Genomic DNA, 18,521 nt, shown 5'->3' with positions numbered 1-18,521 from the left:
ATTACTGTCCGGCCTTGGCGTCGACCCAGTAGCCCGGCTGATAGGCGACCGGCAGGAATTTCTCATGGAATTCCTTGAAGGTGGCATCCGGATCGAGATCGGCGAAGAGGTTCGGATGGAACCATTTGGCCAGCTGCTGGACGGCGACGAACTGGTAGGGGCTGGTGTAGAACTGATGCCAGATCGCGTGCACATTGCCGCCGGCCACCGCCTTGGAGCCGGTGAAGGCCGGGTTTTCCATCAGCGTGATCAGCGCCTTGCGGCTGTGGCCGAGGGTGGCTGCGGCATTCGGGCCGACATTGACGAAATCCTTGGCGTCCTTGGTCTGGCTCCAGTTGGAACCGGTGACGACGATGACCTCGGGATTGGAGGCGACGACCTGTTCGGCATTGATGGAGCCGGTATAACCGGGCAGGAAATCGGAGCCGAGATTGTGGCCGCCGGCCAAATCGACCATCAGGCCGAAATTATCCGGGCCGAAGGTGCCGCAGCACTCCACCAAGCCGGCGGCGCGATACATGAAAACGTTCGGCTTCGGCGGGTTGGCGGCCTTCAGCCTGCCGGTCACGCGCGCCATCTGCTCCTTCCAATAGACGGCAACGGCTTCGGCGCGGTCCTCATGGCCGAAAAGCTTGCCGAGGATTTTCAGGCTCGGCTCGGTGTTGGCGAGAATATGCTCGCGGAAATCGATGTAGACGATCTTCACGCCGATGCCGGCGAGCATGTCTTCGAGCTTTACTTCGTCGGCGGCCGTCTTGTTGCCGATCGGCAGCAGGAGCACATCGGGATGAAGCTTGACGACAGTCTCGGTCTGCAGCGTGCCGTCGGTCAGGTTACCGAGGAAGGGCAGGTCCTTGCCCTTGGGAAACTTCTCGACATAGGCGTTGAAGCCATCCTTGTCGGTGGTCCAGAGATCGTTGCGCCAGCCGACGATCTTGGCGAAGGGGTCGTCCTTCTCGATCGGCGCGACGGCGTAGAGCATGCGGCCTTCCCCGAGGATCACACGCTCGACCGGCTTGTCGAAGCTCACTTCGCGGCCCGCCACATCCTTGACGGTGAAGGATTGGGCGACCGCCGAAAGCGGCATCAGGCTCGCAATCGCGGCAGCGGAAACTGCGAACATTTTCACGAAATTCATCTGGAAATTCCCCTGGCCTCTGAATAATGTCCGCAGGCATAAGAAATATGACTTTGTGAATCAAGTTATATGTTTTAGAGCATTTCCAAACTGATACGACCCGGGGTGCCTCCGATGAATTCCATGAACACGAACTACACGATCCGCGATGAAATCCGCGACTTCTGGTCGGAACGAGCGGCGACCTTCGACCAGAGCGTCGGCCACGAAATCTTTTCCGAAGCGGAGCGGAAGGGCTGGCGGCGCCTGATCCGAAAGCATCTCGGCGAGGGGCAGGGGCGCGCGGCCCTCGATCTCGCCTGCGGCACGGCCGTGATCTCGCATCTGATGAACGATGCCGGCTTCAATGTGACAGGGCTCGACTGGTCGGATGCGATGCTGGCGCAGGCGCGCGCCAAGGCGAAGAAGCGCGGCACCGATATCCGCTTCGTCTCCGGCGATGCCGAGAATACGTTGGAGCCGCGGAACAGCTATGACGTCATCACCAACCGGCATCTCGTCTGGACACTTGTGGACCCGGCTTCTGCCTTCAAGGAATGGTTCGCGGTGCTGAAACCGGGCGGCAAGGTGCTGATCCTCGACGGCAATATGGGTAAGGAAACGTGGGTCAAGGGCTTGCAGAAGCTCTGGACCAGGATTACCGGTAAGCCGGTAGCGAGCCACATGTCGCCTGAGATGATGGCGCGGCACCAGAGCATACGTTCACGCGTGCATTTCGCCAAGGAGATGCCGGCCGAAGCAGTGGTCGATCTTCTCCGTCAGGCTGGCTTTACGGACATCGTGGTCGACCGCAAGCTCGCGGATATTCACTGGGCGCAGGCGCGCAAGATGCCGTTCCTGCGGGGGTTGGAGCGCATGGTGCAGGAGCGGTTTGCGATTTGTGCGCGTAAGCCGGGGTGATTTGGGAGCGTGGCGTTGCGGCAATTTCCCTCGTCTCCCCAGTGGGGAGAAGATGCCCGGCAGGGCAAGGGACGCGACGAAGAGAGCGAGTGCGCTGAGCGTTAGCGGAGGGCAATAGAGGGCGTGCCGTGTGGCCCCTCATCTGCCTGCCGGTATCTTCTTGCTGGGGAGAAGCGGAATCGCCGCAGCGCCTCGCGTCCTCTAGAACTTGGTTGTGGAATGGCGGTCGTGCCACCTGATCCCTTCTCCCCTCGGGGAAAAGATGCCGGCAGGCAGACGAGGGGGCTGCATGGCATGCCCTCTCTTCCCTCATTCCTGTGACGAGCACAGGAATGAGGGAGGGTGAGGTGGGCGTCTCGCCAACTTATCATCCCCCGGTGACACTCATATGCCGGGCGACCGCCGGTCTGTTATGAGTGCGGTCGATGATGAAGTCGTGGCCTTTCGGCTTGCGGGTGATGGCCTCGTCGATGGCGGCGTGGAGGAGGGCGTCGTCTTCGGTGGCGCGGATTGCGGCGCGGAGATCGGCGGCGTCGTTCTGGCCGAGGCACATATAGAGCGTGCCGGTGCAGGTGAGCCGAACGCGGTTGCAGCTCTCGCAGAAATTATGGGTCATCGGCGTGATGAAGCCGAGGCGACCGCCGGTCTCGGAAACCCTGACGTAACGCGCCGGGCCGCCGGTCTGGAAATCAATGTCAGTGAGCGTGAACTGACGTTCGAGATCGGCACGCAACTCCGAGAGCGGCAGGTATTGATCGGTGCGGTCCTCTTCGATCTCGCCCATCGGCATGGTTTCGATGACTGTGAGGTCCATGCCGCGACCATGGGCGAAGCGCAGGAGATCGGGCATCTCGGCATCGTTGAAATTTTTCAGCGCCACGGCATTGAGCTTGATCTTGATACCAGCTTTCAGCGCCGCGTCGATGCCTTCCAGGACCTTGTCGAAATCGCCCCAGCGGGTGATCTTGCGGAACTTGTCGGGATCGAGCGTATCGAGCGAGACGTTGATGCGGCGGACGCCGCAATCATAAAGCTCCGCGGCATGTCGGGAAAGCTGTGAGCCGTTGGTCGTCAGCGTCAACTCATCGAGACCGGAGCCGATCTTTTCGCCGAGCTTGCGCACGAGATACATGATGTTCTTGCGCACCAGCGGCTCGCCGCCGGTCAGCCTGATCTTGCTGACACCCTTTGCGATGAAGGCGGAACAGAGGCGGTCGAGCTCTTCGAGCGTCAAAAGATCCTTCTTCGGCAGGAAAGTCATATTCTCCGCCATGCAATAGGTGCAGCGGAAGTCGCAGCGGTCTGTGACGGAGACGCGGAGATAGGTGACCGCCCGGCCGAAAGGGTCGATCATCGGATGCGCATCTGCCGTGAGCGGCGATGCGTTGCCTATCGTTCCCACTCTCTTATTCACCAATTCCTCCGCGGCGGGGATTTGAAGCGCGCCAAGCGGGATGGGCCCCGTTTTCAAGCGACATCTTTCTATTTGTGCATATGTGATTGCCCCGTCAAGGGAAACGGATTTCGCACACGCTAATTTGCGCTTGCCTCGAAAATGCCGAACGCCTACTTCTCCAAGGGAAAGAGGGTGATAGAGATGAGCGATATCTGGCCGAGCGAACTTCGCGTTTCTAAGGACCGGCAGCGGCTGGCGGTGACCTTCAACGACGGCCAGAGCTTCGATCTTTCGGCCGAACTCCTGCGCGTTCTGTCACCCTCGGCCGAGGTGCAGGGCCACGGGCCGGGACAGAAGGTGACGGTGCCGGGCAAACGCAATGTCGCGATCGTCTCGATGACGCCGACCGGCAATTATGCGGTCCGAATCGGTTTCGATGATATGCACGATACCGGCATCTACACCTGGACCTACCTGCGCGAACTGGGCGAACGGGGGGCGGAGCTGTTTTCGGCCTATGAGGACGAACTCCGGGAAAAGGGCATGAACCGCGACACCGCGGAAAAGCCGCGCTGAATCTCAATATATTGCCATCGGGGGACACATGGCGAAAGCGAATCGAAAGAACTGGCTGCGCGCCAAAGGCAGCGCCGCCGGCAGCAAGGTGACCTTCCTCGAACTGTTCTTCGATCTGGTCTTCGTCTTTTCGATCTCGCAGCTTTCGCATGCGCTTGCCGCCCATTATACGCCTCTCGGCGCTGCCGAAGCGGCAGTGATGACCTTCGCAGTCTGGTGGGTGTGGATATTCACCGCGTGGGTGACGAACTGGCTCGATCCCGACAAGATGCCGGTACGCGGCATGCTGGTCGTGCTGATGATGCTGGGCCTAGTGCTTTCCGCCTCCATCCCCGAGGCCTTCGGCGACAAGGGACTGCTTTTTGCCGGCGCCTATGTGACGATGCAGGTCGGCCGCTCGCTGTTTGCCACCTATGCGATGACGCGTGTCGACCGGGCCAATACGCTGAATTTCGCGCGCATCACAAGCTGGCTTGCGGTCGCCGCCGTCTTCTGGATCGCCGGCGGGCTCTTGGAGCATGAAGCCCGGCTTATCGCATGGCTGATAGCACTTGCGATCGAATATGCCGGGCCAGCCGCGGGCTTTGCGGTGCCTGGGCTTGGCCGATCGAGGCCTGGCGACTGGGACGTTTCCGGCGCGCACATGGCTGAGCGCTGCGCGCTCTTCGTCATCATCTGCCTCGGAGAGGCGATTCTCGTTTCAGGCCGCACCTTTTCCGAGCTGGCGATTTCGGGTCTGACCAGCCTGATCTTCGTGACTGCCTTCATCGGCACGGTCGCCATGTGGTGGCTCTATTTCCGCTTCGGCCACGGGCGCGCCGCTCATCGCATCGAGCATGAGGAGACGCCGGGGGCTCTGGCGCGGCAGGCTTTCACCTACGCGCATATCCCGATTCTGGCCGGCATCATCGTGCATGCGGTGGCGGTCGAATTCATGTTCTCGCATCCGCACGAGACGGGTGACTTCGGCGTCGCGGCGGCGGTGCTCGGCGGCTCCGGTCTGTTCCTCGCCGGCAATCTCTGGTTCAAGGGCGCGACCAGCGGGCAGATGCCACTGTCGCATCTTGCCGGCCTCGTGATGGTGATCCTGCTAGCTTTCGCAGCGCCCTTCCTCGAGGTCTATCTGCTCGGCATCCTGGCGACGCTAGTGCTGATCATCGTCGCTGCCTGGGAATATCGCTCGCTGAGCGGCACATCGACGGCGCCGTCGCTGCATTGAACCTCAAGCGCCTCGCCTCGAACTTGGTTCATGCGAGGCGCTTGAGGGGCTTTTATGCATGTCGTCCTTCCAAAACCGCTGCCCACTTTTGGGCGACATGCATCAGTCATCGTCGCGCAGATCTTTCAGCAGCACGGTGATGATGCGCTCCATCGAGGTGGCCGTCGCCATGCATTGTTCGATCGGCTCGTCCGAGAGGGTGCGTTCGATGAGATCGGTCTGGATCGCCATCGCCGCCTCGGTCACTTTGCGGCCTTCGCCGGTGAGATAAAGGCGCAGCACCCGCTTGTCGCGCTCGTCGCCGCGCCGCTCGATCAGACCCCGTTGCTCCATCTGCGGCAGCAGCATGCTCATATTGGAGCGGCCGACGAGGAGCTTGCGCGCCAGTTCCTGCTGCGAGATACCCTCAAAACGGTAGAGATTGACCAGAATATCGAGGTGTGGCGGCTTGATATCGAGATCGGCAAGCGAGCGGGTCAGGGACTGCTGCATCAGCTGGCAGGCGCGCGCCACCGCGATCCAGCTGCGAAAACGCGGATGATCCCAGGGCAGGGATTGATTTTTGTTCATCGTTGTACTTTATTGTTCAGTGTTGAACAGTCTTTTGGATTCCCACTATGGCAAATTTCGCGCTTGAGGTCACCCGCCTCGGATTTCGGGTTCTGCAGGCGATATCGCCGCGGCTGGTGGGCAGGGCGGCATTCCTGCTGTTCTGCCGCACACCATCGCCGCGGCCGAAGGGAGAGAAGGCAAAGACGGCACATGCGGCTGGTGCGGCGCGGCTTGCCGGCGCGGAACGCTTTGTCCTCAGGCTTGCCGGCGGCGCCAAAGCGCATGCCTATCGCCTCAACGGCGGAGCGATCGGTCAGCGCAAGCGCTACCTCGTCACGCATGGCTGGGGCTCGAGCGCCGTCTACATGGCAGATCTCGTCTCGATGCTGGCGGCGACAGGTGCCGAGGTGGTGGCGCTCGATTTTCCCGGCCATGGGCACGCGGGTGGCCGTTTCCTGCATATGGGGCTTGCGGTCCAGGCGATCGCGGCAGCAGGGGAGCGCTTCGGTGCATTCGACGCGGCGATTGGCCATTCCTTCGGGGGCGCGGCGCTGATGGTCTCGGCGGCGGGCCTGATCCCGGATGCTGCGCCCGTTACCGGGGAGCGACTGGTGCTGATCGGCGCGCCGAGCGAGATGGCCTGGCTTTTCACTGATTTCGGACGGATGATCGGGCTTCGCGCCGCCGCGCAGGCTGCGTTGGAGAATGAGGTTCATCGTGTCACTGGGCGAAGACTCGGAGATTTCGACGCCAACAATACGGCGGGCTCGATCGGCCGGTCGGTCCTGGTGATCCACGCCGAGGACGACAAGGAAGTGTCAGCGGCCCATGCCCGGCGTTACGGCGCGGCGGGTAAGAGAGTGCGGCTGATCTGGGCGAACGGTTTCGGCCATCGGCGCATCATCGGCGCGCCTCCGGTGCTCGGCGCGATCGCGGCCTTTCTCGCCGGCGGCGCGGACGAGGGAACCGACGAAAGCATCAAAAAAGATGCGGAGATCATTCCGCTTTTTGAGCTTCCGGCGAGGCGCGCGGCATTGTAGCGTCCGTGGCAAAGATCAGCCGCGGCGGGACGCTTCATGAAAATCATCAGCAGCATCGAAGAGCTCAATACCATCTATGGCGCCGGCCTATCACAGGCTTCGGTCGACAAGGTGACCAAGCGGTTGACGCCGCTTTACCGTCAGATGATCGAAATCTCGCCGTTTGCGGCGCTTGCGACCGTCGGGCCGGAAGGGCTTGATTGTTCGCCACGTGGCGATCTCGGCGGCGTAGTGCGCGTCGTCGACGACGAGACGCTGTATCTGCCGGATTGGCGCGGCAACAACCGTGTGGATTCGCTCTCCAATATCGTGCGTGATCCCAGGCTCGCGCTGATGTTTCTGATCCCGGGCTCCAACACCACGATGCGCATCAACGGCCGCGGCGTCGTCTCGAACGACGAGGCGCTGCTTTCGAGTTTCGAGATGGACGGCAAACATCCGCGCACCGTCATCGTCATTTCGATCGACGAGGTCTATTTCCAGTGTGCGCGCGCCGTGATACGCGCCGAACTCTGGAATGCCGGGCATTTTACCGATCCGGCGAGCTTGCCGACGCCGGGCCAGATGCTGAAGGCTGCCGTCAGCGATTTCGATCAGGAAACCTACGACCGGGAATGGCCGGGACGGGCGGCGAAGACGATGTGGTGAACCGCTGTCATCTCATTGTGACGGCGCAATTTTGACAGAGTTCGCCCTTTACTCGATGTTATCCTCGGCCTTGTGCTGCCTTGTGCCGAGGATCTGCTGCACCGGCGGCAGATGCTAGGGACAAGCCCGAGCACGACGAAAGAAAGGTTGTCCCTTCTGGCGACAGCGTGCTTATCATGAGGGTCCCGTGTCAGGCCTTGTAGATCAGCCAGCTCTTGCTGAAGTCCTTCTGCATGCCGTCCTGATAGAGGACGATACAGTTGCGGCCGGCGTTCTTAGCGCCGTAAAGGGCGATGTCGGTCTTGCTGTAAAGCTCGCCGGCATCCTCCGCATTCGAGGCCATGCAGATGCCGATCGAAACGGTGATCGGGCCGTAATTCACCCGCGTGCGGGAATTCTTGAACGGCGTAGTTTCCAGCGTGCGGCGGATGCGTTCGGCGATCGCCGTCACTTCCTCGGCTGTGTTGCCCTCGATGATCAGGGCAAATTCCTCGCCGCCGGCACGGGCGACGAAGACGTCTCGCCGGACATTGCTGCGGATGACGGAGGCGACGGTGGCGAGAATCTTGTCGCCGACGGGATGGCCGTAGGTGTCGTTTATCTTCTTGAAGTTGTCGATGTCGGCGAGCAGCAGGGCGGTTACCGGCCGCATGCCGGGATTGTTGAAGACCGCTGACAGCCGGTCATCGAAGGCGCGGCGGTTGGAAAGGCGCGTCAGTGAATCGGTGTTGGCGATGCGCTTGTATTCATCGAGTTCCTTGCGGACTTGGTCCATCTCCTGCGAGCGCTGGACGACGTCCTCGACGGTGCGTTCGCCATGCGCCATGGTATCGCCAGTCGCCTGGCTCAAAAGTTCGATAGCGCTTTCGATCAATTCGGCGCTGGCATTGCTCTTGGAGGTGATGCGCTTATGGGTCTCGCCGAGCAGCCTTGTATAGCTTTCGAGCGAACTTTGCTCCTGCCTCAGGATTCGCAGCAGGCCGTCGAGTTCGCCTGATATGCGCGTATGGGCATCGTCGAAGACGCGTGCGGGGCTGCTGGTGAAATACTGCGCGCCCAGCGCATCGAGTTCGGCCTGGGTCGCCTGGCTGCCGAGAGCTGCGAGTTCACGGGTGAGCGCCGGATTGGAGCCGATATAGGCCTCGTAGAAGAGTTCGTAATTGCGGGGTATCGGCGCGACGCCCATCGAGCGCATTGCGTAGGTGATCTGGCCCGCTACGTCGGGAACCTGCACCTTGGGCGCGACAGCCGTATTCATCCGGCAAACTCCTCATTTCTTCGAAGGCAATATTTATTTGTTAGCTTAAATTTCTTGGGAAAAGATTAAAGCGACATATACCAAAGATTACATATGAAAACTTCGCGGTCGGTCAGTACTTCAAGTACGTCTATGATTTTTCAAGGAAAAACGTATCCTTATCGGGACAGTGCATACCCGTTGCGCGGGAGGCGGTATTTAAAAAACTTACAGTTCTTTTCTCCTTAGAGATCGTATTCATCTTGTCGACAGCAAGTTTTGGTTGTTTCCTATTTCCGGAAGCATATGCGGAATGACAATTCACCGGCAAATCCGACACAGCCAAAAAGCCAGGACGTAAGATCATGGAAAGCGGCCGCGCCATTTTTTCGTCATCCTCGTTTTCATCGTCTTCGCAGGCGGTGCCTTGCTGCTCGAACATGCCCGTCTCTTTGTCGGCGCATTCCGGACGGAGATTCTGGCGCGGGTGGATGATGGAGATGTGATAAGCGCCGCAGATAATCAGTAAGCGCGCAAATATCGGAAGGTCGCGCCGTGCGGCGCCTTATCCGGCAGGCGGATGAGGGGCTTTACGGCAAGCCGTCAGCTGCCCCTTCACCTGACTTCAAAGACACACCAGACATCACCCCAAATTCAATTCCTGGAAGAAATCATTGCCCTTGTCGTCGATGACGATGAAGGCGGGAAAGTCTTCGACCTCGATCTTCCAGACCGCTTCCATGCCGAGCTCAGGATATTCCAGCACTTCGACCTTGCGGATGCAGTCTTTGGCGAGGCGGGCGGCGGGGCCGCCGATCGAACCCAGGTAAAAGCCGCCATGTTTCTTGCATGCCTCGCGCACGGCGCGCGAGCGGTTGCCCTTGGCGAGCATCACCATCGAGCCGCCGAAGGACTGGAACTGGTCGACGTAGCTGTCCATGCGGCCGGCCGTCGTCGGGCCGAAGGAGCCGGAGGCATAACCGGCCGGCGTCTTGGCGGGGCCGGCATAATAGACCGGGTGATTTTTCAGGTAGTCGGGCATGCCTTCGCCCTTCTCCAGCCGTTCGCGGATCTTGGCATGGGCGAGGTCGCGGGCGACGATAATGGTGCCTGTCAGCGAAAGGCGCGTCTTGACGGGGTGCCTCGATAGTTCGGCGAGCACTTCGGCCATCGGCTTGTTGAGGTCGATATGCACGGTCGATTCCGACAGTTTCGCTTCGTCGATCTCGGGCATGTATTTCGACGGATCGGTTTCGAGCTGCTCGACAAAGATGCCGTCGCGGGTGATCTTGCCCTTGGCTTGGCGGTCGGCGGAACAGGAGACGCCGAGGCCGATCGGCAGCGAGGCGCCGTGGCGGGGCAGGCGGATGACGCGCACGTCATGGCAGAAATACTTGCCGCCGAACTGAGCGCCGACGCCCATCTGCTGCGTCAGCTTGTGGATTTCCTTTTCCATTTCGATGTCGCGGAAGGCATGGCCGCTCTCGGAGCCTTCGGTCGGCAGTTCGTCGAGATAACGGGTCGATGCAAGCTTGACGGTTTTCAGGTTCATCTCCGCCGAGGTGCCGCCGATGACGATCGCCAGATGATAGGGAGGACAGGCTGCCGTCCCCAACGTCAGGATCTTCTCCTTAAGGAAGTCGATCATCCGGTCGTGGGTCAAAAGCGAAGGCGTACCCTGATAGAGGAAGGTCTTGTTGGCTGAACCGCCGCCCTTGGCGACGAAGAGAAAGTCGTAGGAGTCCGTGCCTTCCTCATAGATATCGATCTGCGCCGGCAGGTTATTCCTAGTGTTCTTCTCTTCGAACATCTTGATCGGCGCGAGCTGCGAATAACGCAGGTTCTTCTTTTCATAAGCGTCGAGCACGCCTCTCGAAAGCGCGGCCGCATCACCGCCCTCTGTCCAGACCCTGCGGCCCTTCTTGCCCATAATGATCGCCGTGCCGGTGTCCTGGCACATGGGCAGCACGCCGCCGGCGGCGATATTGGCGTTCTTCAGCAGATCATAGGCAACGAAACGATCGTTGTCGGTCGCTTCAGGATCGTCGAGGATGGCGGCAAGCTGCTTCAGATGGCCGGGGCGCAGCAGGTGGTTGATGTCGGCAAAGGCGGTTTCGGCAAGCAGCCGGATTCCCTCGGAATCAACCGTCAGGATTTCCTGGCCCTTGAAATTGTCGACCGAGACGTAATCGCTGCTGATCTTGCGATAGGGGGTGGCATCCTTGCCAAGCGGGAAGAGATCGTCAGCCATCCAAGTGACCTTTCTGGTGGGCGTGCGTCGCTAAAATTGGACCCGGTCTAAATCTGCTGCGAAGCAAATGCAATTAGGATGGGGCGGAGTCTGGAGCTGGGGCCATATCGTGCCACATTTTGCAACCTGCCCGGCACACGCACTAAGCGAGGCGAAAGCGAGATCTGTCGCGAAGCGGCCGACTTCAGGTTGCCTTCAGTTCAAGCCCGGTTCATATTCCTGGCAGCGTTAACCTGCCGGGGCTTCCAATGACAAATGCAAAGCCAACTGCTGTCGACGACCTTCTCGTTTTTTTCGAATATGACTGGATCAGGGGCGATCTGCTGCGCCTCGCCAGCGATCCCGAAGGAGCGGCCATGTATGTTCGCTTCGTCAATGGCGTCCGCATCGACGCCAAACATGGGCCTGACCACGAAACGATCATTGAGGGCAAGTACGGAACCTTCAAAGTGACACCTGACGGTCACTTCACATATGAGCTGGATTACACGCTCGACGTGGTGAAGAATTTGGGTAAGTCCGATCAGCTCATCGAAAAGCTGAATTACAAGATGTCCGATGGCTCCGGGGGCACGGATCTCGGCGTGCTGACCCTGGCGATCGACGGCGTCAACGAAGACGAAAAATACCACGAAGTCCTGGATTTCGATGATATGGGAGTCTTATCGAGGGCAGATGATTTCTCTCTTCCCAATTACCGTGGCTTTGCGCTCTCCGTGAACGGCAGCCACGACCTGACGCTTCTGAACGGCATCGTCTATGATACCATTCCGGGCGTCGACGCCATTACCGAGGACGGTTTCAGCGATACCGTTCTGTCGCCGGGTTCTGCGCCCGTAACCCTGAAAATGGTCGATGGCGGGGAGTTCACCTTTCAGAGCGTTTCGATCGCCGAATTGTCGGCGTCGCCCTTTCACCTGACGCTCACAGCCCTGAGCGACGGCCAGATCGTCTATCAGCAGGAACTCGAGGTTACCGGGCCCAATCTCGAGGTCGATATCGAAGACATCGAAGAAATCCGCTTCGACTTCATGGGCAATTCGGTGGTGATGGACAATTTCTCGCTGTTGGTTTGAGGCTTGTCTGGTGTGCCGCGTGTGCCCGTCACCCTAACCCTCTCCCCGTAAAAACGGGGCGAGGGGACGTGCCCTGCGAGAGATTGGCGAGGGACGAAGGGGTTGCGGCTATCTCCCTTAGCCCCGCAAGCGGGAAGGTGCCGGCAGGCGGATGAGGGGCTGCGCATCGCGCCCTTTTACTTCGGCCCGATCATCGTTTCCGGGCGCACGATCGCGTCATACTCTTCCGACGTCACCAGGCCGCTGGCAAGCGCTTCTTCCTTCAGCGTCGTACCGTTCTTGTGCGCCGTTTTGGCGATCTTGGCGGCGGCGTCGTAGCCGATCTTGGGGGCGAGGGCGGTGACCAGCATCAGCGAGCGCTCGAGGCCGGCCTTGATATTGTCCTCGCGCGCCTCGATGCCGACAACGCAGTTGTCGGTGAAGGAGACGGCCGCGTCGGCAAGCAGCTGCACCGACTGCAGGAAATTATAGGCCATCATCGGATTGTAGACGTTGAGTTCGAAATGGCCCTGGCTATCGGCAAAAGTCAGCGCGGCGTGGTTGCCGAAGATGTGGATGCAAACCTGCGTCAATGCTTCGCACTGAGTCGGATTGACCTTGCCGGGCATGATCGACGAGCCTGGCTCGTTTTCCGGCAGTGCCAGTTCACCGAGGCCGGCGCGCGGGCCGGAGCCGAGCAGGCGGATATCGTTGGCGATCTTGAAAAGGGCGGCAGCCGCCGCATTGATGGCGCCATGGGAAAAGACCATGCTATCATGCGAGGCGAGCGCTTCGAACTTGTTCGGCGCGCTGACGAAGGGCATGCCGGTGATATCAGCGATCTCTTCGGCGACCTTCTCGGCAAAGCCGACCGGCGCGTTGAGGCCGGTGCCGACGGCTGTGCCGCCCTGGGCGAGCTCGCAGAGGCCGGGCAGGGTCATTTCGATGCGCTTGATGGCAGAGCCAACCTGGGCGGCATAGCCGGAGAATTCCTGGCCAAGCGTCAGCGGTGTTGCATCCTGCGTATGGGTGCGGCCGATCTTGATGATATGGCTGAACTCGGTGACCTTCATATCCAGGGCGGCATGCAGGTGCTTCAGCGACGGCAGCAGGTGGTGGGCGATCCGTTCGGCGCAGGCGATGTGCATGGCCGTTGGATAGGTGTCGTTCGACGACTGGCTCATATTGACGTGGTCGTTCGGATGCACCGGCTTCTTGGAACCCATGACGCCGCCGAGCATTTCTATGGCACGATTGGAGATCACCTCGTTGGCATTCATGTTGGACTGTGTGCCGGAACCGGTCTGCCAGACGACCAGTGGAAAGTGCTCGTCGAGCTTGCCGTCGATCACTTCCTGGGCGGCGTCGACGATGGCCTTGCCCAGCGCCGGATCGAGCTGGCCGAGCGACATGTTGGCGCGGGCGGCCGCCTGTTTCACGATGCCGAGCGCGCGGACGATCGACAGCGGCTGCTTTTCCCAGCCGATCTTGAAATTGCCGAGCGAACGCTGCGCCTGGGCGCCCCAATATCGGTCGGCGGCGACATCGATGGGGCCAAAAGTATCGGTTTCGGTGCGGGTTGCGGTCATGAGCCTTGCCTTCCTCTCGCATGCTGTTTTCTGGCATCTTCGAAAGATGTGGTCTTATAGGTTGGAAACCAGTGCAAGAAAACAGGATGCTGTGCGAAATATTGATACTCACAGTCATGTTTGCGCCGGCCGAACGGCGTGCTTTTTCGGCCACGTTGGAAATTTTATGCATCGGCACGTTTTTGCCGTACTGGCCCGGCGGCGAAAATTCGGTAAAAAATTAACTAATAATTTCATAATTTTGTGTGAACTGCTGTGCGGCGCTGCGCAGGATTCCTCTCACATGAAATTAGTCCGCCAGCGCTGGCGGCGAAGGCCGGTTTCTGATCAATGAGGCCCTACGCTGCTTGAGTTTCGCGGGATTTGAGCTGAGAACAGCATGACATCGGGACTGGAATATATATGACGTTCGTTTTGAAAAGCGCGGTATCCGCATTGGCAGTTTCCTGCGGCCTGGCAATGATGGCCGCTCCCGCGCATGCCTATACGCTGATGGATATGCTGCGCGGCGACAGGCAGCGGACCCAGAGCACCATTTTCATGGATCAGATGCCGCCCGGGCGTGTGGCGCCACGTGGCGGCGAAGGCGGATCGCTTGGCGGGCTTGATCCGGAGGCGCCGCTGCCGAAGGTGAGCGGTCCGCGTTATTACACCTACAAGACCGAAGCCCTGCAGTTCGTCGATACCAGCAAGTTTGCCGATCCCATCGTCACGGGTGCGGTTGCTGAGGTTTCTCCTGGGAGCGATTCCGAACCGGTGGTGCAGCGCCGCTTCCTGGCGCAGGCCAAGGTTCGTGCCAATGCCGACGTCGCCAAGGCGCTCGAAACCTATTACAGCGATAGCCGCAATCCGCTCGTCTGGGTTGACGGCAACCAGATCAACGAACGCGCCCAGTCGGCAATGGCGGCGCTGGCCGATGCCGCTTCCGTGGGCCTCGACCCTGCCGATTACGCCGTGCAGGCGCCGGCGGTCGATCCGGCCAATCCCGATCCTGCCGCGCGCGACCGAGCGCTGACGCAGTTCGAACTGGAACTTTCGGCCAAGGTGCTTGCCTTCGTGCAGGACACGGTCCGCGGCCGCATCGATCCGAACAAGATTTCCGGCTATCACGATTTCCAGCGCAAGGTTGTCAATCTGGCGCCGGTGCTGAAGCTTGCGCGCATGAGCCCCAATGCCGGCGCCTATATCGCCAGCCGTTCGCCCGATAGCCCGCAGTTCGAAGCGCTGAAAGCGGAGCTTGCCAAGCTTCGCGCTGCTGATAGCAATGAGGAGCAGATCGTCATTTCGCTCCAGGGCCTGCTCAGACCCGGCGACAGCTCGCCCGAGATCGCCAATATCGTCAAGGCGCTGCAGAAGCACGGGTCCGAGACACTGAAGACCGATCATGCGGCGACGTTCGCAGCTTACGCCGGAGGCAGCGACTATTCGCCAGACATCGTCTCACTCGTCGAGGACTTCCAGAAAGAGCACGGCCTGAAGCCGGATGGTGTCATCGGCCAGGCGACGGTGGGCGCCATGACCGGCGGCGACACCAATGCCTCGAAGATCGACAAGCTCGTCGTCGCCATGGAACAGGTCCGCTGGCTGCCGGAAGATCTGGGTTCCCGCTACGTCATGATCAACCAACCGGCCTACATGGCCTACTATCACAATGACGGCAAGGAACAGCTGTCGATGCGCGTGGTGGTCGGCGGCAAGAACAACCAGACCTATTTCTTCAACGACGAGATCGAGACGGTGGAGTTCAACCCTTTCTGGGGCGTGCCGCAGTCGATCATCATCAACGAAATGCTGCCGAAGCTGCGCTCGGACCCCAACTACCTCGATCAGCTCGGTTATGAGGTTGAGGTGAATGGCCATGCCGTCGCCTCGTCCAGCGTCGACTGGTACGGCTCGACCGCGAATGTTTCGGTGCGCCAGCCGCCAAGCGGCGATAACGCCCTCGGCGAACTGAAGATCCTGTTCCCGAACAGCCACGCGATCTACATGCACGATACGCCCTCGAAGAGCTTCTTCAAGCGCGACATGCGGGCGCTCAGCCACGGTTGTGTCCGCCTTGCCAATCCGCGCGCGATGGCGGCCGCCGTGCTCGGCACGACGGTTGACGATGTCGCCAGGCAGATTGCAAGCGGCCAGAACCATGCGGTGAAAGTGCCGCAGAAGATCCCGGTCTACGTCTCCTATTTCACCGCCTGGCCGAACAAGGACGGCGTGGTGGAGTATTTCGATGACGTTTACGGCCGTGACGCCTATGTCGACAAGGCTTTCGACGCGACGACCAAGGCGCGTGGGGCGCAGATCTGACGCCTGATTTGTGGCGGTTTTGACGGGCGGTCTTTGGGCCGCCCATTTTGTTTTAGGTGGTGGTGTTTCAGATAGGATGTGCCGTGTGGTACCCCCCTCTGTCCTGCCGGACATCTCCCCCACAAGGAGGGAGATTGGCTGGTAGCACCGGTTTCCCCAAACAATCAGCGGCGCAAGCTGCGCAACGTTAGTGATGCGCGAAGGTTAGGCCTCTGGCCAATCTCCCCCCTTGTGGGGGAGATGGTCGGCAGACCAGAGGGGGTGCCTCACCGAATGCCGTCAGAAGCCAGCCTCGTCTCTAAACGGCAACCTTGGCCGCAGAACCCTTCAGCAAACCTTCCACCAGTTCCGGCGTCAGCTCATCGTAATGGGTGATGATGACATCCGGATCGAGGCTTGAGACCGGTACATCCGAGTAGCCGAAGGGCACGGCAATCGACGGCACGGCGGCGTTTCTGGCCACGGCGATATCGTTGATGCTGTCGCCGATCATCACGGTTCGGGAAATATTGCCGCCGGCGCGCTCGATGGTGCCGGTGAGGTGACGGGCGTCGGGCTTGCGGTATTGGAAGGTGTCGCCGCCGATAACTGCTTTGAAATAGTGGGCGAGATCGAGCTTGCCGAGCAGACCGAGCGCGAGGCTCTCCATCTTGTTGGTGCAGACGGCGAGGCGGTAGTCAGCGGATTTCAGGCGGTTCATCGCGGCGACCAAACCGGGATAGGGTTCCGTATGGCCGGGCATATTGCCGGCATAATGGGCGACGAAGCGTTCCACCAGCAGTGGCAGGCCCTCTTCCGCGAGCGAATGGCCGCGCAGCCGGCAGGCGCGCTCGATCATCACCCGCGCTCCCTGGCCGACGAGGTGCGTGAGGTCGTCATAACTGACCGGTTCGAGGCCGAGGGCTGCGATCGTATGGTTCAGGCTTTCGACGAGATCGGCATGGGTGTCGAGAAGGGTGCCGTCGAGATCGAAGACGACGAGCGGGGCGGGGGCAGGGGTCAAGGGGTTTGCCTCTTTGAGCGATGGGCGTCTTGCGAGCGGCTTCGATGGACGACGCGTCATTCCCAGGAATGATGATATCGGTAGGCGATCGTGGGGAGGAAAGCAACGGCCTGAGGATTAGCGGGAAGCCGCAGGCGTTTGTTTCGGCTTTTCATTTTCCGTGATGATTTTGACTTTCGTTTGCCAGGCGAGCCGTGTAAACAGCACATCCAACGCAATAATTCGGAGCTGGCGGCGCATGGATGCGCGCGAAATGAAGATCAAGGCCGCCGAGGCCGCGCTCGCCCATGTCGAAAGCGGGATGCGACTCGGCATCGGAACTGGCAGTACAGCGGAAGAATTCGTCCGTCTGCTGGCGGAGAAGGTCGCAGGCGGCTTGCAGGTCGAAGGTGTTCCGACGTCCGAACGGACGGCGCGGCTCTGTGTCGAGCTCGGGGTGCCGCTGAAGTCGCTCGACGAGCTGCCGACGCTTGATCTGACGGTTGACGGTGCCGATGAGGTCGATCCGGCGCTCAGGCTGATCAAGGGCGGCGGCGGCGCGCTGCTGCGCGAAAAGATAGTCGCCGCCGCTTCGCAGAGGATGATCGTCATTGCCGACGAGAGCAAGCTGGTCGAGACACTCGGCGCCTTCGCGCTGCCGATCGAGATCAATCCGTTCGGTCTCGTCTCGACGCGGATCGCCATTGAAAAGGTCGCCGCTCGGCTCGGGCTTTCCGGCGAGCTCAACCTGCGCCAGTCCGGTGACGGAGAGTTTACCACGGATGGCGGCCATTACATCATCGATGCATCTTTTGGCCGCATTCCTGATGCAGAGGCGCTTTCGAGCGAGCTGAATTCCATACCCGGCGTCGTCGAACACGGGCTCTTTATCAATATGGCGGCACTTGCGATCATCGCCGGTCCTGCGGGTGCGCGCACGCTGCAGGCAAACAGATAACAGGAGCATACACTTATGATGAACATTGCAGGTCTTGGCCGTCTTGCCGCTGCGACCATCGTTCTTTCCGGGCTTGCCTTCGGCTCCGCCGTCAAGGCGCAGGAAGTTTCCGAAGAGCAGCTGAAGGCTGCGCGCGCGGCGATTGACGCGATCGGAGCCACCGCCCAGTTCGACAATATCCTGCCCGGCCTCGCCGAGCGCCTGAAGGCCGGCCTGATCCAGGATTCGCCGAACTATCAGGACATCATTTCATCGACCGTCGACGCGCAGGCGCTGAAGCTGGCGCCGCGCCGCGGTGATCTGGAAAAGGAGGCGGCGCTCACTTATGCCAAGGCCTTCACGGTCGACGAGCTGAAGGCGATTGCGGATTTCTATAATTCCGACGTCGGCAAAAAGCTGCTGCGCGATGGTCCAGTCGCCTCCCGCGAAACGGCCAAGGCTGCCGACATCTGGGCGCAGGGCATTTCGCGAGACCTGGAAAAGCAGAGCAATGCCGAGCTGTCCAAGGTCATCAAGGCGCCACCGCCGGCAACCGAGAGCCCAGTGGCTCCTGCACCCGCTCCGGCGCCGGCCCCGGCTGCCCAGAAGTAAGGGCGGCCTCCGCAGATTTGCAAAAGCCCGGCATCGTCCGGGCTTTTTTGTTATGATGGATACGGCAATAACGGCGAGGTTTTGG

The 18,521-nt window shown here is 60.4% G+C and carries 18 protein-coding genes; 10 read left to right on the top strand and 8 right to left on the bottom strand.

The genetic code is table 11. The annotated features are described in order from the left end of the window. Position 1 precedes the first annotated feature (1 nt). Complete coding sequence (locus NMA58_RS10995) at positions 2 to 1,138, bottom strand: ABC transporter substrate-binding protein (RefSeq protein WP_434713325.1); 1,137 nt, start codon at positions 1,136 to 1,138, stop codon at positions 2 to 4. Between the two features lie 114 nt (positions 1,139 to 1,252). On the opposite strand from NMA58_RS10995, the gene NMA58_RS10990 reads away from it, so the two are divergent. Continuing rightward, positions 1,253 to 2,038 carry a class I SAM-dependent methyltransferase gene (locus NMA58_RS10990; RefSeq protein WP_434713324.1) on the top strand — a complete coding sequence of 262 codons (786 nt, stop codon included), beginning with the start codon at positions 1,253 to 1,255 and terminating at the stop codon, positions 2,036 to 2,038. Positions 2,039 to 2,405: 367 nt separating this feature from the next. Here NMA58_RS10990 and moaA read toward each other — a convergent pair whose 3' ends face one another. After that, positions 2,406 to 3,452, bottom strand: coding sequence for a GTP 3',8-cyclase MoaA (gene moaA / locus NMA58_RS10985; RefSeq protein WP_434713323.1), 1,047 nt, complete (start codon positions 3,450 to 3,452; stop codon positions 2,406 to 2,408). Between the two features lie 183 nt (positions 3,453 to 3,635). Here moaA and NMA58_RS10980 point away from each other — a divergent pair, with 183 nt between their 5' ends. Together NMA58_RS10980 and NMA58_RS10975 are read left to right on the top strand one after the other, a co-directional pair. After that, entirely contained in the window at positions 3,636 to 4,010 is a 375-nt protein-coding gene (locus NMA58_RS10980) for a gamma-butyrobetaine hydroxylase-like domain-containing protein (protein WP_434713321.1), read from the top strand. 28 nt (positions 4,011 to 4,038) lie between these two features. After that, on the top strand, positions 4,039 to 5,229 hold the full coding sequence (locus tag NMA58_RS10975; RefSeq protein ID WP_434713320.1) for a low temperature requirement protein A: 1,191 nt from the start codon (positions 4,039 to 4,041) through the stop codon (positions 5,227 to 5,229). Positions 5,230 to 5,331: 102 nt separating this feature from the next. Here NMA58_RS10975 and NMA58_RS10970 read toward each other — a convergent pair whose 3' ends face one another. Beyond that, complete coding sequence (locus NMA58_RS10970) at positions 5,332 to 5,799, bottom strand: MarR family winged helix-turn-helix transcriptional regulator (protein ID WP_434713318.1); 468 nt, start codon at positions 5,797 to 5,799, stop codon at positions 5,332 to 5,334. A gap of 47 nt (positions 5,800 to 5,846) precedes the next feature. Here NMA58_RS10970 and NMA58_RS10965 point away from each other — a divergent pair, with 47 nt between their 5' ends. Both NMA58_RS10965 and NMA58_RS10960 read left to right on the top strand, forming a co-directional pair. Continuing rightward, positions 5,847 to 6,821, top strand: a complete 975-nt coding sequence (locus tag NMA58_RS10965; protein ID WP_434713317.1) for an alpha/beta hydrolase — start codon at positions 5,847 to 5,849, stop codon at positions 6,819 to 6,821. Positions 6,822 to 6,857: 36 nt separating this feature from the next. After that, a complete protein-coding gene (locus tag NMA58_RS10960) occupies positions 6,858 to 7,469 on the top strand; it encodes a pyridoxamine 5'-phosphate oxidase family protein (protein WP_221112528.1) in 612 nt (203 codons plus the stop codon). Positions 7,470 to 7,659: 190 nt separating this feature from the next. Here the strand turns inward: NMA58_RS10960 and NMA58_RS10955 are convergent, their stop codons facing one another. The 3 genes from NMA58_RS10955 to NMA58_RS10945 all read right to left on the bottom strand — a co-directional run bounded on the left by NMA58_RS10955 (position 7,660) and on the right by NMA58_RS10945 (position 10,957). After that, on the bottom strand, positions 7,660 to 8,727 hold the full coding sequence (locus NMA58_RS10955; protein ID WP_085778392.1) for a GGDEF domain-containing protein: 1,068 nt from the start codon (positions 8,725 to 8,727) through the stop codon (positions 7,660 to 7,662). 130 nt (positions 8,728 to 8,857) lie between these two features. Beyond that, complete coding sequence (locus NMA58_RS10950; RefSeq protein ID WP_434713316.1) at positions 8,858 to 9,148, bottom strand: hypothetical protein; 291 nt, start codon at positions 9,146 to 9,148, stop codon at positions 8,858 to 8,860. 201 nt (positions 9,149 to 9,349) lie between these two features. Further along, positions 9,350 to 10,957, bottom strand: coding sequence for a fumarate hydratase (locus tag NMA58_RS10945; RefSeq protein WP_434713315.1), 1,608 nt, complete (start codon positions 10,955 to 10,957; stop codon positions 9,350 to 9,352). Positions 10,958 to 11,205: 248 nt separating this feature from the next. Between NMA58_RS10945 and NMA58_RS10940 the strand changes: the two genes are divergently transcribed. Beyond that, positions 11,206 to 12,033 (top strand): VCBS domain-containing protein, encoded by an 828-nt coding sequence (locus tag NMA58_RS10940; RefSeq protein WP_434713314.1) that lies wholly within the window; start codon positions 11,206 to 11,208, stop codon positions 12,031 to 12,033. Positions 12,034 to 12,209: 176 nt separating this feature from the next. Here the strand turns inward: NMA58_RS10940 and fumC are convergent, their stop codons facing one another. Further along, positions 12,210 to 13,601 carry a class II fumarate hydratase gene (gene fumC, locus NMA58_RS10935; protein WP_434713313.1) on the bottom strand — a complete coding sequence of 464 codons (1,392 nt, stop codon included), beginning with the start codon at positions 13,599 to 13,601 and terminating at the stop codon, positions 12,210 to 12,212. On the opposite strand from fumC, the gene NMA58_RS10930 reads away from it, so the two are divergent. Together NMA58_RS10930 and NMA58_RS10925 are read left to right on the top strand one after the other, a co-directional pair. After that, positions 13,600 to 13,935: a hypothetical protein gene (locus NMA58_RS10930; protein ID WP_434713312.1), complete on the top strand. Its 336-nt coding sequence runs from the start codon at positions 13,600 to 13,602 to the stop codon at positions 13,933 to 13,935. The two genes, fumC and NMA58_RS10930, sit on opposite strands and share 2 nt — an antisense overlap. A gap of 68 nt (positions 13,936 to 14,003) precedes the next feature. After that, a complete protein-coding gene (locus NMA58_RS10925) occupies positions 14,004 to 15,905 on the top strand; it encodes a L,D-transpeptidase family protein (protein WP_434713311.1) in 1,902 nt (633 codons plus the stop codon). A 298-nt stretch (positions 15,906 to 16,203) separates the two neighbouring features. On the opposite strand, the gene NMA58_RS10920 is transcribed toward NMA58_RS10925, so the two are convergent. Further along, a complete protein-coding gene (locus NMA58_RS10920) occupies positions 16,204 to 16,908 on the bottom strand; it encodes an HAD family hydrolase (protein ID WP_434713310.1) in 705 nt (234 codons plus the stop codon). 238 nt (positions 16,909 to 17,146) lie between these two features. Here NMA58_RS10920 and rpiA point away from each other — a divergent pair, with 238 nt between their 5' ends. Together rpiA and NMA58_RS10910 are read left to right on the top strand one after the other, a co-directional pair. Then, on the top strand, positions 17,147 to 17,845 hold the full coding sequence (gene rpiA / locus NMA58_RS10915) for a ribose-5-phosphate isomerase RpiA (RefSeq protein WP_434713309.1): 699 nt from the start codon (positions 17,147 to 17,149) through the stop codon (positions 17,843 to 17,845). A 15-nt stretch (positions 17,846 to 17,860) separates the two neighbouring features. After that, positions 17,861 to 18,436: a DUF2059 domain-containing protein gene (locus NMA58_RS10910; RefSeq protein ID WP_097599180.1), complete on the top strand. Its 576-nt coding sequence runs from the start codon at positions 17,861 to 17,863 to the stop codon at positions 18,434 to 18,436. Positions 18,437 to 18,521: the final 85 nt, after the last annotated feature.

Source organism: Rhizobium sp. YTUHZ045 (assembly GCF_051124255.1).
GTDB lineage: Bacteria > Pseudomonadota > Alphaproteobacteria > Rhizobiales > Rhizobiaceae > Rhizobium.
This window is presented reverse-complemented; position numbering and strand designations above follow the sequence as displayed.